The organism is Brevibacillus sp. FSL L8-0520, assembly GCF_037963895.1.
In the GTDB taxonomy this organism is placed as follows: domain Bacteria; phylum Bacillota; class Bacilli; order Brevibacillales; family Brevibacillaceae; genus Brevibacillus; species Brevibacillus borstelensis.
In genome coordinates this window covers 1,451,424-1,467,011 of record NZ_CP150171.1, presented here as the reverse complement: position 1 = coordinate 1,467,011, position 15,588 = coordinate 1,451,424, and the positions used below count along the sequence as shown (strand labels likewise).

The following is a 15,588-nucleotide window of genomic DNA, read 5'->3' as shown; positions in this document are numbered from 1 at the left end:
CTCCCCGATTGCCTTCGGTGAAGCACCCTCCAAGGATCGCTTTGTCCCGGAGGGTGTTAGTCACATGACGTCCGCAATTTACGCTTTTTGATAGGAAATGGCTGTCAGCGCCGCCGTTTTTTGGCGGATCGCCTCCGGATCGACGGAAAGGCGAGCTACGCCTGTCTCCATCGCCGCTTTTGCCACGGCCGCAGCTACCTGTGGAGCCACGCGCGGGTCAAACGGAGCCGGAATTACCTTGTCCGCAGACAGCTCTTCGGCCGAGATGAGGTCGGCGATGGCGTAAACGGCTGCCAGCTTCATCTCTTCGTTGATTGCTGTTGCGCGCGTATCGAGCGCGCCGCGGAAAATGCCCGGGAATGCGAGTACGTTGTTTACCTGGTTCGGGAAGTCGGAACGGCCCGTACCGACGACAGCCGCCCCAGCCGCTTTCGCCTCTTCCGGCATGATCTCGGGAGTCGGGTTTGCCATCGCGAAGATGATCGCGTCGCGGTTCATCGATTTCACCATTTCCGGCGTGACAGCGCCGGCTACCGAAACGCCGATGAATACGTCAGCGCCCTTCATCGCATCAGCCAGATTTCCTTCCAGCTTTTGGCGGTTGGTGATCTTCGCCATTTCTTCCTTGATCGGGTTCATGCCGAACGTACGGCCTTCGTACACGATGCCTTTGGTGTCGCACATGATGACTTCCTTCACGCCCATGGACAACAGAAGCTTGATGATGGCGATCCCCGCTGCCCCGGCCCCGTTGGCTACGACACGGATTTCTTCCAGCTTTTTGCCGACAACGCGCAGGGCATTGATCAGACCGGCAGCAGTAACGATTGCCGTACCGTGCTGGTCATCGTGGAAGATCGGGATATTGGTCTCGCGCTTCAGGCGCTCTTCTACCTCGAAGCAGGCAGGCGCCGCGATGTCTTCCAGGTTTACCCCGCCAAAGGTCGGCTCCAGCATTTTTACAGTTTCGACGATTTTGTCCACGTCGGTTGTATTCAGGCAGATCGGGAACGCGTCAACGCCTGCGAACGACTTGAACAGGACCGCCTTGCCCTCCATAACCGGCATAGCGGCCTCAGGTCCGATATTGCCCAGTCCGAGTACGGCTGTACCGTCGCTGACAACGGCTACGAGGTTTCCCTTCATGGTGTACTCGTATACTTTCGCCGGGTCGTCGAAAATCTCCTTGCAAGGCTCGGCAACACCTGGGGAATATGCCAGGCTCAGATCGTGCGCATTGCGCACCGGCACCTTGGTTACAGCCTCCAGTTTCCCCTGATGTTTTCTGTGAAGTTCCAGTGCTTCCTCTCGTAAATTGGACACAAGTACCACTCCATTCTTCATTTGTATGTATGTTTGGGCTATCTATACTGAACCTGCGCTTAGTGGTCAGACCACTTTTTTAAATTATGTTCTCATTATAGCAAAACCGTTTCTCCTGTAAACCTCTCGAAATCGGCAAAAAAGGGAGGACTTTGGTCATCCTCCCCCGTTTACGGGCAATTCTTTTTGAATTACGCTGTCACGTCCCACAATTTCTCGCGCTTGCTCCAAAAATGACTCGTCCACCTCTACCCGAATGGCATCCGGAAGGCGAATTGTCCGTCTTTTCCCCTCGTAGTACAGAACGACGGGAATCGTACCTCTTTTTTCGACAAAAAGGCGCTGCAGGCTGTGAAGCGTCGAATCATGCTCCTGCTCTGCCGATATTTTGACAAACAACACGGGTTCCATGGATGGCTTGGGCAGCGAGGCGGCATCCCAAAAGCGGTTGGCAATCAGCTTCACGATGTCGTCCTGATGATCGATCCGCGCCTCTGCTACGACGACCTGCTCTTTTTTCAACAGCTCCGCGTATTTGGCATACACCTTTGGAAAGACAACGGTCTCCACCTGGGCTGTCTTGTCCTCTAGCATGAGAAACGCCATCGGCTCCCCTTTTTTGGTCTGGATGCGCTTTTCCTCCGTAATCATGCCGACGATCTTGACGGTCTGCTCCCGGGAACATTCGGACAGAGCCGATACGGCGTGCACCTCTGGCCGGTTGAAGAGATGCGAATACTGATCCAGCGGATGGCCGGACAGATAGACGCCGAGCAGATCGCGCTCCTCCTTCAGCTGCTGGCTGCTGGAAAAAGGCGGCACCTCCGGATATTCCGACGGCTGACGGAGGGAATCCGCTTCGCTGTCTCCGGCAAACAGGTTGAGCTGGTCGGCATCCCGTTCGCTTCGCTTGCTTGTCGCCTTGCCCATCGCCTCGTCCAGGAGCACCATCAACTGGCTCCGGTGTCCCGGCAGCGAGTCCAGCGCGCCGCAAAGGATCAATGATTCGACGACCCTCCTGTTGACCAGTCGTCCGTCCACCCGGGCACAGAAGTCAAACAAGTCGCGGTACGGCCGTTTTGCCCGCTCCCGCACAATCGATTCAATCGCTCCGTAGCCGACGTTCTTGACGGCTGCAAGGCCAAAGCGGATGGCATCGCGGCTAACCGTAAAGTAAGCCTCGCTTTCATTTACATCAGGCGGCAATACCTGCAAATGCAGGCGGCGCGCCTCCTCCGTGTACTCCGCAATTCTCGTCTGGCTGCCGATGGACAGCGAAAGGAGGGCAGCCATGAACGCGAGCGGATAGTTGGCCTTGAGATAGGCCATGTGATAGGCAATCATCGCATAGGCGACGGAATGGGCTTTATTGAATCCGTAATCGGCAAAACGGACGATCAAATCGTAAATCTCGTGGCCAAGCTTCTCCCCGTAGCCTTGGCGGATACAGCCGGCGACGAACTTTTCCCGCTGCTCGTTTAACAGCTCCCGCTTTTTCTTGCCCACGGCGCGCCGCAGTATATCCGCTTCGCCCAGACTAAAGCCGGCCAGTCGGGAGGAAATCTGCATGATCTGCTCCTGGTAGATCATGAAGCCATGCGTTTCCCTCAGAATCGGCTCCAGATCGGGATGAGCATACTGAACGGAGCTCTCTTTGTGTTTGGCCCGGATGTACTGCGGGATAATCTCCATCGGCCCCGGACGGTACAGTGCCAGTACGGCGATGATGTCATCGAGTCCGGTCGGCTTCAGGTCCCGCAAAACATTGCGAAAGCCGGTCGACTCCAACTGAAAGACACCGGTCGTCTCTCCGCGGCTGAGCATCTGGAATGTCTTCGGATCGTCCGGCGGAATGTTCTCCAGGTCCACGTCTACGCCAGCCTGGCGCAAATGCCGAAGCGCTTCCTGAATAATGGTAAGGTTGCGCAGGCCGAGAAAATCCATTTTCAACAGCCCGATTTCCTCCAAATCCTCCATCGGAAACTGTGTCAGGGCCAAGCCTTCACTGCCTGTCTGCAGCGGGACATACGCAGTCAACGGTTCAGGGGCAATAACCACTCCCGCCGCATGCGTGGAGGCGTGACGCGGCAGCCCCTCTACTCCCTTGGCCGTCTCGATCAACTGGCGTGCCTGGATATTTTCCGCACACAGCTTGCCGAGGTCCGGATTGAGCTGGAACGCTTTGTCGATCGTCATTCCCGGCGACTGCGGGATCATTTTCGCCACGCGGTCTACCAGTGCCAGCGACATGCCCAGCGCCCTGCCTGTGTCGCGGACCGCTGCACGGGCGGCCATCGTTCCAAAGGTAATGATCTGGGCAACGCGGTCACGTCCGTATTTGTCCGCTACATAGTGGATCACTTCATCCCGCCGCTCCACGGAAAAATCGATGTCGATATCAGGCATCGTGACCCGCTCGGGATTGAGAAACCGCTCAAACAAGAGGTTGAACGCAATCGGGTCGACATTCGTGATCTTGAGGGCGTAGGCGACCAGACTGCCCGCCGCCGATCCCCTTCCCGGTCCCGTCGCGATTCCTGCTTCATGAGCAAAACGCATGAAGTCCCAGACGATCAGAAAGTAGTCCGTAAAGCCTGTGCGGGTAATGATGGACAGCTCATGATCGAGCCGTTCGCGGATTTCATCCGTCATCGTCCCGTAACGCTCGATGCAGCCCCGCTCGCACAGCTCGCGCAAATATGCTGTCGGATCCTGTCCTTCCTCCAGCGGATATTTCGGCAGGATGTGCTGTCCAAACGACAATTCCCATTGGCAGCGCTCCGCAATCTCTACCGTATTGGCCAGTGCACCAGGCACATGGGCAAACAGCTTGGCCATCTCCTCGCCGCTTTTCAGATAGTACTGGTCCGTCTCGTAGCGGAAACGGTTTTCTTCATCGACCGTTTTTCCCTGTCCGATCGCCAGCAAAATATCATGCTCGCGGTGCTGCTTTTGGTAGACGTAATGGACGTTGTTCGTGACCACGAGCGGCAGTCCCAGCTCATGACCGAGTCTGAGCAGGCGCTGATTGAGGCGGCGCTCGATCTCCAGCCCGTGATCCTGCAGCTCCAGATAAAAATGCTGCGGGCCGTATACATCCCGGTACCACAAAGCTGCCCGTTTGGCCTCCTCCGCATCGCCAGACAGCAGAGCTCTGGCCACCTCTCCTTCCCTGCAGCCGCTAAGAGCGATCAAGCCTTGCCTATGCTTCGCCAGCGCCTCTTTATTCAAACGGGGCAAAATAAAATGACCATCCGTGCCTGCGATTGTGGCCAGCTTTAAAAGATTGGCGTACCCTTCCTGATTTTCTGCCAGCAAGACCAGATGGCTGGGCGGCGGCGCACTCCGGACCCGATCCTGAAGGTTTCCTTCTATTACATAGACCTCCATCCCGATGATCGGCTTGATCCCCGCTTCTTTACAGGCCTTGTAAAAGGGGACAGCCGCATACAAATTGGCATGGTCCGTCACAGCCAACGCTTTCATTCCCAGCTCTGCGGCTCGCTGCACCAGCTTCTCCACTCGTGCCGCCCCGTCGAGCAAACTGTATTCCGTATGCACATGCAAATGCACAAAGGGGGTCATCTCGATTCTCCCTTTCCTGCTTTCCCGTCTTCTTTTTCTTTCTCTCTTCATTATAACGAAGTGGTTCCCGATAAAAAACGCTTCGGTCAAAGACCCCGCATCCGCGCGGCCTGCCTTTACAATCACGCGTGCGGAAGGTATAGTGAAAGAAAAGGACCGAAGCGTTGCCGCGCTCCGGTCAAGTACAATCGGTGCCCGCAGAGGAGCGGCCCGCCGGAAAGAGGTAGCTCGCCGAAAAGATCCGTCAGGTGCGAGCTACTTCTTTTTGTTGCTCAGATCATGGGTGACGAGTAGAACGACCAGGGAACCGAAAGACAGCATAAGACTGATGGCTTCGAATACAGTCATGGCATCACCCCCCTTCCTTCCAAAGTGGGGATGAGCTCGCTGCCCCTGGCAAGCTGTCCGGATTGTACAAGAAAATTATACCACAAAGTATAACCAGAACAAACATTCCCATACCCGATTTGACCTGTTTTGCAAACTTTAGTAGGATTATCCTAGATTCCAGGAGAGGATGAATCCATTTATGTGGTTTGCTACCTATATGACGGGCGTGATCGCATCGTTGGTGGCCAGCGTCTATTACAGCGTGACAGCCCGTCAGCGAGGCATTCACCCGCTCGTCTCCAGAATGACGCTCGGCAAAATGAATATATCGCTCGGGGTATTGGTCACCTTGTTCGGGTTGAACCAATTTTCCTTTGATGAGCTGGACCAGATTCGGATCTTTGTCGCTTTGCTGCTCCTGTTCGTCGGAGTGATCAACCTGGTCCTGGGCACACGCAACTATCTCCGCTATCGGGCTGCCTGGCAGGCGGAAGTGAAGAAAAGCTCCTGACCATGGTGGAGCTGTAAGCTTTGGGGCTTGCGCGCCTTATCCTTTTAAAACGGGAAGCTTTTCCTTTATTCCCATCCGTTTTTTCTGGCTAAACGTTTTTTTCTTGCGCTATAATGGGCGTGTGTGACATTCTATGCTTCAGACAACCGGAGAGCTGTGCCGACGGTTGTCCTTTTTATTTTCTTGGAAACGATTTCCACTCTCGTTCGTAATACATAGCAAAACGAAACTGTTATGCAGGGGGGCTTGGACTGTATGCGCAAGCAATCACCGAATCATTTACTGCTCTACCTGGGGTATGGACTGATCGGTTTCTTCGGCTTTCTGGTGTTCGTTGGCATCATCAACTTCCTCCTCAGCAGCACCAGATAAATATTTGCGAGAAAAAAGGAAGGCGAGCATGTAGGCTCCCTTCCTTTTTGTTTCATCTATTCGGTTCGATCCTACCGGTCAATAATCTGTGCAGTCACCATCGCCTGCCCTACCATTTGCTCTCCTTGATAGACGGACACTTCGACTTTCCCGAAGCGCCGGCTGATGTCGAGCAGACGCGGACGGACGTGAATCCGGCTCTCCATCTGAACCGGCTTCAAGAAGTAGACGGTGATGTTTTCCGGCACCATATCCCCTTTTCGGTGGATGCGCAGCAGGTTGCAGCCGACCTCAGCGATCACGGTCGTCATGATGCCGCTGGCGATTGTCCCCAGATGGTTGGTCATTTGAGGCGTAACCTCTCCCGTATAGACGATATCCTCACCCTGCCGCTCTTCGCGGAAATGGGACATGATCAAATTGGGGAAGGTCTCGCTCATCTGCGGCTGCTTGGCCGTGTACTGGAGCGCTTTCAACACGTCGTTGCGGCTCAGCACCCCGACCAGCTTGCGGTAATTGTCCACCACCGGCAACAGCTCGATTCCTTCCCACACCATCGTATGGGCGGAAGACGCAACAGAGACTCGCGGCGAAGTGGTAATCGGATTTTTCGTCATCACCTTGTCGATAGAGGCCGTTTGATCGTGGCCGATGATGTCCTTGGACGTCACGATTCCGATCAAGCGCATCTGCTCGTCCACGACCGGAAAACGCGTATCGTGGTACAGCTCCGTATACTGATGCCACTTGGCTACCGGATCGGTAGGCAGCAATACCGGCGTCTCTGCCAACGGCTTCAAAATATCTTCGACCATTACGATCTCTTTTTTGATCAGCCTGTCGTAAATGGCCCGGTTAATCATGGCGGCGACTGTAAATGTGTCGTAGCTCGACGAGATGATCGGCAGCGCCAGGCGGTCCGCCAGCTGCTTTACCTCTTCACTTGTATCGAAGCCGCCGGTAATCAAGACAGCAGCCCCTTGCTGCAGCGCGATTTTATGTGCTTGATAGCGGTTGCCGACCAAAAGAAGGCTGCCCGCATCGATATAGCGCATCATCGCTTCCAGCTGCATGGCGCCGATGACGAATTTGTTCAGCGTCTTGTGCAGTCCTTCCCGGCCCCCGAGTACGTGGCCATCGACGATGTTGACGACTTCGGCAAACGTCAGCCGCTCAATGTTTTCCTTTTGCTTTTTCTCGATCCGGACCGTCCCGACACGCTCAATCGTGCTTACATATCCTTGTGTCTCCGCTTCCTTGATGGCACGGTAAGCCGTTCCCTCGCTGACATCCAGATCTTTGGCGATTTGGCGCACCGAAATTTTTGACCCGATCGGTAACTTGTCTATATATTGAAGGATTTGTTCATGTTTGGTTGCCATCTGTTTCGTGCCCCCCTCCCCTTTCTCCATACACGCAATCTCCTTGGAACAATATACCCGATGAGCGGACAAAAAAAAAGGGTAGCTTTTCGGCTACTCCGGCAGAAAGTATATCATTAAGGGGGTTTTCATCGTGTCTTTATCTTACCCCTGGAATATTACAGGATGATTACAAGCCGTTTACAGTTTCGTTTCAATGTGACAAAACTACCCAAACAAAAGGGATAACAGGCCCTGCACAAGCCCGATCATGCCTCCGAGGATGAATCCGAGTACCGTAATCATGCGAAATTCCCGTCCCGAAATGCCGACAACCATCTCTTCAATCCTCTCGATCGGGAAACCTTCCACCTGCCGTGTTACGATCTCGCGGATCGGAAGCCTGTCAAACAGCTTTTCCACGTTTTTCTCAAGCGTCTCTACCAGCCAGCCGGATACCTTGGGGATCAGCACTGTAGTGACTGTCCCGCGGAGCGGGGCCAACAACTCAGACAGAGGCTTGTCTGCCCAGCGGAGCACTTGCTCCTCCAATTTGTAGAAGGCTGCATCCGACCATGACTGGATTTGCTCGCTCCCGATCCAATTCTCCACATCTCCGACTGTCTTGTCCAGCAGCTTGTCGGCTTCTACGCGCAGGACCTCATATATTTTCCGGGCCAGGGCCGGATTGGTCAAAAGCTCGTCCAGCGCAGGCAGAAGCTTTCCGATGATCTTTTCATCTCCGAGGAACATATTGACCAGACCGCCGAACATCCCCCCGCCACCGCCGACGAGTCCGCGAATCATCTGCTGCAGCGTTTGCAGGCCCTCCGGGGAATGCAGATAGGCGCGTGACTTTTCCAGAAAGAGGCGGCTCACTTCCTCCAAAGCCGTTTCCAGCTTGGCCATCCCCGCTTCGGGAATCATCTGGCGCAGCGGTTTTTCCCGATATTCGGCAAGCCGGGATTGAAGCCACTTCTCCCAGGCCTGTTTTACCGGCAGGCGAATATGCTCGCTGATACGCCCATTTTCATCGATTGCTTGCGGATACAAAGTCTGTGTCCACTGGTGTAGGGTGCGGCTGTCCTCCATCCATCCCCGGGCCGCTTTCTCCAGCCACAAGCTCAGATTTTGCTCCATTTCTGCTTGGGCGAGAGCCCTTTTCACACCCTCCTTGGTCAACAGATGCTCTTGGACCAATCGTCCCATCTGAACCGCGATCTCATCCCGTCTGCGCGGGATCAGCCCAGGCGTAAAAGGCACTTGCCACCTGCCGATTCGCCATGGGCGATGGGGGCGAAACAGCATGCGAATAGCCAGTTCATTCGTAATGCCGCCGATGGCGGAGCCCACGATTACGTTTATTGCCAGCATCCAAACGTTCATCTACATTAACAACCTCTCTTTTCCGCATGGAACCAAAGTAAGTGCCTGCTCATAAAATAGACCAACTTCATGCCTGATGGGAAGGGGATTGCCATGTCGTATGTTCCAGTCATTTTGCAATCGTACGAACCCAAAACAGACACCGACCTGTACCTGCCCCAGGCGCACATGCGCAAATGGAATCTCACACCGTCTTCGGTCACCGTTCAATTTGGCAGCAAAACTGCCCGGGCCAAAGTGAGCGGCCTGCAGCAAGCCCGAAATTCCCTGATCCGTCCGTCTCTTGCCCAGATGCTTCATCTGCCCAAGGGAGTTCCCCTGCTGGTACGTTATCAAGCGAGCCAGCAGCGTCTTGTTTTTGGACCCTATCTGGGCATACTCGTATCCGCGTACAATCCCCAGTACTCTTTATCCCCTTTTGGCGGACTCACCCCGTTCTTCAATGAGGTGGCCGACAGTTGCCGCAAACGCGGGGGAATCGTTTGCATCTTCCGGATGCAAGACGTCAATTGGAATACCGGGATTGTAAGGGGTATGGTACGGCAAAATGGGCAATGGAGGCAAGTGATTCTGCCGCTTCCGCAGTGCATCTACAACCGCGTGGTATCTCGCCGGCGAGAGCGCAGCGAAGCGATGAGCGACTGGATGCAGCGGTGCAAGGAAGCAAATATCCCGTTTTTTAATGAACAGTTTCTGAATAAGTGGCACGTGCATACCGCTCTGGAAAACGAGCCGGGTGCTTCCGAGCATCTGCCCCGCACCATCCTCTATCAAAGCAAACAAGACTTGGAAAGCATGCTCCAGTCCCACAAGACGGTATATGCCAAACCGGTAAACGGAAGCATGGGGCGGGGAATTGTACGCATTCGCCGTACAGGTGGCGGCTATCAGCTAAGCCGCTCCGGCGGCGGCTCCAGACAGTTTGGAAGCATCAGCGACCTGCACCGTCATCTGTATCAGCAAACCAAAGGCAAGAAATATTTGCTTCAGCAAGGGCTTTCCCTCATCGGCATCCAGCAGCGTCCAACCGATTTTCGAGTGCTGGTGCAAAAGGACCGGCAGGGTGCTTGGGGAATCACTTCGATGGTCGCCAGGCTGGGACAGAACCGGGTCGTATCCAACGTATCCCGCGGCGGCTCCATGGCTGCACCCGCCTATGCTCTTCGGATATGCGGTCCCTGGATGACAAGTGCGCGCCCGACCGTCCAAACGTTGCGCAGCGTTGCACTCAAGCTGTCACAGCTGCTGGAACAATCGCTCAGTGGCCATTACGCGGAGCTTGGGATCGATCTGGGAGTAGATGTCCGCGGACACGTCTGGCTGCTCGAAGTGAACAGCAAGCCTTCCAAGACGACAAACTCCCTCCCGATGCAAGGCGGAGAAGACGGAACGTCCAGACGGGTGCGACCATCCGTATTGCGGATGCTTGACTACTCCTCCTACCTGAGCGGCTTCCCGCGGTCAGGGAAAAGCAAATCAGAAGCACGCAAGAAATCAAGACGAGGGTGACCTTATGTTGGCAAACCAAAAAAGCCTGGGCATCATTACGATTTGCCGCGGCTCTTCCTTTGTCGAAAAAGGGTATTACAAAAAATTGACCTTGATCGGTCGCAAAGCCGGTATCCGCGTGTTCGTCTTTTCTCCGCGCCAGGTGGATTTTTCCACACGCACGGTGACAGGGTTTGAATATCGCGACGGCAGCTGGCGGAGCGGAACCTTTCCGTTGCCCGCCTATATCTATGACCGCTGCTTTGTTGGTCCTTCCTACCGCCACTATAAACCATTCGTAGAGAAGTTGCAAAACGATCCATCCATCACGTTTTTGGGGCATGGGCTGTCGGGAAAATGGCAGGTGCATCAGATGCTGATAAAATCGCCTCTGCTTGCAAAATGGCTTCCGCCTACGAGCCTCTTTTCCTTCCCCAAGCTCCAGCAGACACTCAAGCGGCACGGCTCTGCCATCATCAAGCCGATTGCCGGCACACATGGAATCGGTGTGGTGCGGATCGATCAGACCGGAGACAGCTACCATCTCACTGGCCGCAATCTGGAAAATCAGCCTTTCTCCAAAACGATTCGCACCCAGAATGGGTTAAACACCTATTTGGCCGGATTTATCGGCGGACGGACGTTTCTCGTACAGCCCTATCTCTCCCTGCATACACCAGACGGCACGCCGTTTGATGTCCGCGTGCTGGTACAGAAAAATGGAAACGGCGAATGGGAAACGACCGGAAAAGCCGTACGGCTGGGAAACAAGCAAAGCATCACGTCCAATTTACACGGCGGAGGAAAGGCGGCCCCGCTGCCGATCTTTCTCGCCAAGCACTTTTCCGAGAAGACCAGAAGCAAAATTGAGATGCAGCTCGATCAGTTAGTAGCAGAACTGCCTCCCTTTTTGGAGCTTGAACACGGCCGACTTGTCGAGCTTGGGATTGACGTCGGCATCGATACGTCAGGGAATATCTGGATCATCGAGGTGAACAGCAGGCCGGGGCGTACGGTTTTCCGAATGATTGATGATCCCAAGGCAAGGCTTCATTCCATTACTCAACCGGTCCGCTACGCCCGTTATCTTATGAAACATGCGTAGGAGGTAAATATAAGCATGGAATCGATCAGAGTGCGGCTCCGCTTCCTGTCTTATCCCCATGTATCCGGCATTATCCTGCCGTCTGCACTTGTTACGAAGCTGCAGCTTCGTCCACGGCAAAAAATCAGGATTTCTCTGGGGAAACGGGAAGTGGTGGCTACCATTTTTCAAGACCGTCGTAATCAAGAAGGCAATGTCGTCAAAGTAACCAGCATGCTGAAAACAAATTTGGGCATCCCGCACGGTGGTCTGATTCAGTTGAAGAAGGAAGGAGAAACCCTGCGGATTGGTCCCGCAATCGGCATCGTCACCACTGGCCTCAAACAAAACGCCCGCCAACCGATTGGCCAGCGCACATCATTTTTCCAAAAACTGCTCCAGGCCCAGGAAGGAAAAGGCGTCTTCTACTTCATCTTTGCGCCAAATGAAGTCGACTGGGAGACCAATCGCGTGAATGCCTGGTTTTTGCGGCCGAGCAAGCAAGGCGGATACATCTGGAAAAAGATGAATACTGCTCTTCCAGATGTGGTTTACGACCGGATACCGTCTCGGTCAGCCGAGCGCCATGAAGCAGTTCAGGAATTCAAGCTGAAGCTGGCCAATTATTCAACGCCGATGTTCAATCAAGGATTTTTCAACAAATGGGGAGTCCACCAGCTCCTCTATCCCAACCCGGAAGTAAACGAATTTATACCCGAAACGTACCCTTCCCCGTCTTTAGCCACTGTCCGCTCGCTGCTGCGCAAGTACCCGATCGTCTATCTCAAGCCGAAAAACGGCAGCTTGGGCTATGGCATCGTCAAGATCGTTCACTCTCCCGGCAAAGGATATGACGTGTCCTATCACAACGGGGGAGGAAATGTGAAACGGCGCTTCACAACCCTGTCCGCACTGTACCAGCATGTCTTCCGTACGCGCCGAGCCAGCGCCTACCTGGCCCAACAGGGAATATCGCTGCTGACATTCCACGGCCGTCCCTTTGACTTCCGGGTCCATCTCCACAAAAATCTGCAAAATGAGTGGGTCGTATCCTGCATGGCCGCAAAGGTGGCCGGTTCAGGCAGTGTGACGACGCATGTCCGTACAGGCGGCACGGTAATCCCCGGAGACGAGTTGCTGAACTACTTGTTCGGCAAGCAGAAAGGCCTGATGAAAGAACGCGTCTCGCAAGCAGCGATCCGGTTGGCGACTGCCATCGAACAGGCAAAAGGGATGGACCTCGGCGAGCTGGGTCTGGATATGGGCATTGATACGCACGGACATGTTTGGATGTTCGAGGCCAACTCCAAGCCTGGACGCTCCATCTTTAAGCATGCCCGGCTCAAACAAGCGGACATTGAGTCGAGAAACCTGCTGGTCGACTACAGCTGCTACCTCGCCAACTTTTGACAGACGACCAAACCACCGTACAGGAAGGAGGAACACCCATGCCTCAACTGCGCTCCGGGTGGTTGACCATCTTCCCCGGCGGCCGTTGGTTTTTGCAGTTACCGCGTCAAAATCTTCATATCCTGCGCGGACGCAAACAGCTGTACTCCAGACTGGGAGCGTTTGATACGCCCAAACGCGTGTACCTCGGCCTTCCCAAACGGCAGCCAGGCCGCATTCGCACCCGCATCAACTGGAGAACAGTGAATGACACCCTGAAGCTGGGCCCGTTGATCGGGATTTTGACAGTGGGAAACGGTCAACATTTTTTTGGCAATCGACAAAACTTTAAAGACATTGCTCTCTCCGGCAAAAAGCTCGGTGCTCTCGTGTATGTCTTCACTCCGCAAAGCATCAACTGGGACAAAAAAAGCGTCCGCGGCTTCCTCTACGACGAACAACAAGATCACTGGCTGGAGGCAGACCTTCCCTTTCCCCATGTGGTGTATAACCGCATTCCTTCACGCAAAGCGGAAAAACGCTCGGATGTGCAGGCGACATTGAACCAGATCGACAGCTTGCAAAATGTGACGTTGTTCAACCGCTGCTTTTTCGATAAGCAAAAACTGTTTCAAACGCTGAGCAATTATACCGAAGTAACCCCTTTTCTTCCGGAGACAAAGAAGTTTGATTCTCTCCAACGCTTCCGTCTGTTTTGCAACCAGCATCGGTTCGTATATCTAAAGCCGGTACTGGGGAAAGCAGGAGAGGGAATCATGCGGGTGGAGCACAAACGAGACCACTGGCTCGTACAGCGGCTCAAGGAGCAAAAAGCCGTTACACGCCAGTTTTCTACTCTCGAAGGTGTTTGGAAGCATGTAAAAGGGCACACACGCGGCAAGCATTACATCATGCAGCAGGGAATCCATCGGGCGCATTACTTGAGAAAGCCATTTGACGTCCGCGTTCTGGTCCAAAAAAACGGCAAAGGGGAATGGGGAGTGACTGGCATCGGCATTCGCCGGGCAGGTATCCAGAGCATAACGACCCACGTCCCGCGCGGCGGCTCGATCCACTCTCTGGGAACCGTCCTGCGAGCGATCTTCAAGGAGGATGCCGGCAAGATTGAAGGCAAAATAAAGGAGACGGCCTTGACCATTGCCTCCGCTTTGAATCATGCGATTGAGGGACTTGCAGAAATGTCGATGGATATGGGGCTGACAAAGGAAGGGCAGCTTTGGTTGTTCGAAGCAAATGCAAAGCCGGAAAAATTTGACGAACCAACGATCCGACGGACCTCGCTCTCCAATCTGATCCACTACTCGCAATACGTCTCCCGGCTCCAGAACAATCGGGAGCTTGCTTCGGGGTAGCACACAATGAAAATCATCAAGGTGTCCCCCATTGCCTTGACATCAATCAAAGCTACCCTGCTCCGCTTTGTCAGGCTGGAGGGTGAACGCCGGATTACGGCAGAGGCGCGCGACTGGCTGGCAGAGCTGACTCCGGAAAAACTGAAAAGACAGGAAGCCGTCTTGCTTGCAGCTGTCGAAGGAAAGCGTCTGGTCGGCTTGTTCGCCGTCTCCAAGTGCGGGCTCGCCCACTCGTTCCTTGTCGTCGACAGGCGGAGACGAGGGCACGGAATCGGCAAGGCGATGGCTTCCCGGATGTGCAGGCTGCTGCCCAAGCTTTATGTCAGGATCGCGATCGACAACGAACCGAGCCTTGCTTTATTCCGCAGTCTCGGATTTGCGCCGGCAAAAGCATGTATCGGCCCTACCGGCAAGCCTACTCTATGGCTCGCATACGGCCAATGGACTCCCGAGGATTTGCAGGTGTCTGCGGGGTAGTGCCCTTCTGCCCTTACTCTCCCAAGCTGACCGTTTTGACCGGTACCTTGGGAGAGTTTTTTTGTTATGCAGATATTTTCACAAACAGCACAAATCCGAATTCTCTTTTAACAGGGGGGGATGAATCAGCTACTAAACATTGGAAAATATAGTTAATGGAGGTGGTCAAAATGACCTTTCAAAATTACTTGCCGATCCAACAAGCTCCTTTTTCCAGCTCTGCCAACGCCGTTTTTCAACCCGGATTTGCCGGTACGAATGCACAAGAGGTCCGCTACTTGAATAACGGTGGACAAATTCCGGCAGCATCTACATACGGAGCTCCTGTGCAAGGCGGTTTTGGCGGGGTACAAGCTGTTTTCCAACCTGGCTTCGCCGGCACGAACGCCCAAGAGGTACGTCAACAGAACCAAGTCGGATTCGCTTCCTTTGGTCCTGGCGCAGGCTATCAGCAAGCCGCATTTGGCTATCCGCAAGCCCAGGCTGGCTATCAGCAGCAATTCGCCGGATCGGCACAATCGATCTTCTCTCCTGGTTTTGCCGGTACGAATGTACAAGAAGTGCAGGCCCGGAATAACACCTCCTTCGGCGGAGGCTTCAACAATGCCTATACAGGCTTTGCCGGACCCGCAGCAGGCAATGTCGGCAGCATCTTCTCTCCCGGCTTCGCTGGTACGAACGTTCAGGAAGTACGCCAACTGAATCAGCCAGGCTACTCGTCGTTCGGTGCAGGCTTTGGCTTCCAGGCGCAGCCGCAGCAATCGTTTGCAGCGCCGTTTGGCGGCAGTGTACAAGCTGTGTTCCAGCCAGGCTTCGCAGGCACGAACGTGCAAGAAGTACGCGCTCTCAATGCAGGCCAGCAAGCCCCCTATGCCGGCTATAATTTCGCTGGCTTCTAAATGAAACTAC

At 54.4% G+C, this 15,588-nt stretch carries 12 protein-coding genes; 7 read left to right on the top strand and 5 right to left on the bottom strand.

The genetic code is table 11. The features are described from left to right. Positions 1-78: 78 nt before the first annotated feature. From NSQ24_RS07480 to NSQ24_RS07470, 3 genes are all read right to left on the bottom strand, one after another. Entirely contained in the window at positions 79-1,323 is a 1,245-nt protein-coding gene (locus NSQ24_RS07480; protein ID WP_003388007.1) for a malic enzyme-like NAD(P)-binding protein, read from the bottom strand. 156 nt (positions 1,324-1,479) lie between these two features. Then, the gene (locus tag NSQ24_RS07475; RefSeq protein ID WP_031932233.1) at positions 1,480-4,908 is read right to left on the bottom strand and encodes a DNA polymerase III subunit alpha; all 3,429 of its coding nucleotides are present in this window, start codon (positions 4,906-4,908) and stop codon (positions 1,480-1,482) included. A 255-nt stretch (positions 4,909-5,163) separates the two neighbouring features. Next, the gene (locus tag NSQ24_RS07470; protein WP_221175480.1) at positions 5,164-5,256 is read right to left on the bottom strand and encodes a putative holin-like toxin; all 93 of its coding nucleotides are present in this window, start codon (positions 5,254-5,256) and stop codon (positions 5,164-5,166) included. 181 nt (positions 5,257-5,437) lie between these two features. Between NSQ24_RS07470 and NSQ24_RS07465 the strand changes: the two genes are divergently transcribed. Next, positions 5,438-5,749, top strand: a complete 312-nt coding sequence (locus tag NSQ24_RS07465; protein ID WP_031932232.1) for a YtpI family protein — start codon at positions 5,438-5,440, stop codon at positions 5,747-5,749. 443 nt (positions 5,750-6,192) lie between these two features. Here the strand turns inward: NSQ24_RS07465 and NSQ24_RS07460 are convergent, their stop codons facing one another. Together NSQ24_RS07460 and NSQ24_RS07455 are read right to left on the bottom strand one after the other, a co-directional pair. After that, positions 6,193-7,503: a DRTGG domain-containing protein gene (locus NSQ24_RS07460; protein WP_003388010.1), complete on the bottom strand. Its 1,311-nt coding sequence runs from the start codon at positions 7,501-7,503 to the stop codon at positions 6,193-6,195. A gap of 207 nt (positions 7,504-7,710) precedes the next feature. Next, the gene (locus tag NSQ24_RS07455) at positions 7,711-8,868 is read right to left on the bottom strand and encodes a DUF445 family protein (RefSeq protein ID WP_003388011.1); all 1,158 of its coding nucleotides are present in this window, start codon (positions 8,866-8,868) and stop codon (positions 7,711-7,713) included. A gap of 93 nt (positions 8,869-8,961) precedes the next feature. Here NSQ24_RS07455 and NSQ24_RS07450 point away from each other — a divergent pair, with 93 nt between their 5' ends. The 6 genes from NSQ24_RS07450 to NSQ24_RS07425 all read left to right on the top strand — a co-directional run bounded on the left by NSQ24_RS07450 (position 8,962) and on the right by NSQ24_RS07425 (position 15,578). Further along, a complete protein-coding gene (locus NSQ24_RS07450) occupies positions 8,962-10,377 on the top strand; it encodes a YheC/YheD family protein (protein ID WP_122958642.1) in 1,416 nt (471 codons plus the stop codon). A 4-nt stretch (positions 10,378-10,381) separates the two neighbouring features. Continuing rightward, entirely contained in the window at positions 10,382-11,461 is a 1,080-nt protein-coding gene (locus NSQ24_RS07445) for a YheC/YheD family protein (protein ID WP_039071185.1), read from the top strand. A gap of 15 nt (positions 11,462-11,476) precedes the next feature. Next, positions 11,477-12,850 carry a YheC/YheD family protein gene (locus tag NSQ24_RS07440; RefSeq protein WP_003388014.1) on the top strand — a complete coding sequence of 458 codons (1,374 nt, stop codon included), beginning with the start codon at positions 11,477-11,479 and terminating at the stop codon, positions 12,848-12,850. Between the two features lie 38 nt (positions 12,851-12,888). After that, positions 12,889-14,202, top strand: coding sequence for a YheC/YheD family protein (locus NSQ24_RS07435; RefSeq protein ID WP_003388015.1), 1,314 nt, complete (start codon positions 12,889-12,891; stop codon positions 14,200-14,202). 6 nt (positions 14,203-14,208) lie between these two features. Then, the gene (locus NSQ24_RS07430; RefSeq protein ID WP_003388016.1) at positions 14,209-14,679 is read left to right on the top strand and encodes a GNAT family N-acetyltransferase; all 471 of its coding nucleotides are present in this window, start codon (positions 14,209-14,211) and stop codon (positions 14,677-14,679) included. Positions 14,680-14,849: 170 nt separating this feature from the next. Continuing rightward, positions 14,850-15,578, top strand: a complete 729-nt coding sequence (locus NSQ24_RS07425) for a hypothetical protein (RefSeq protein ID WP_327955863.1) — start codon at positions 14,850-14,852, stop codon at positions 15,576-15,578. Positions 15,579-15,588: the final 10 nt, after the last annotated feature.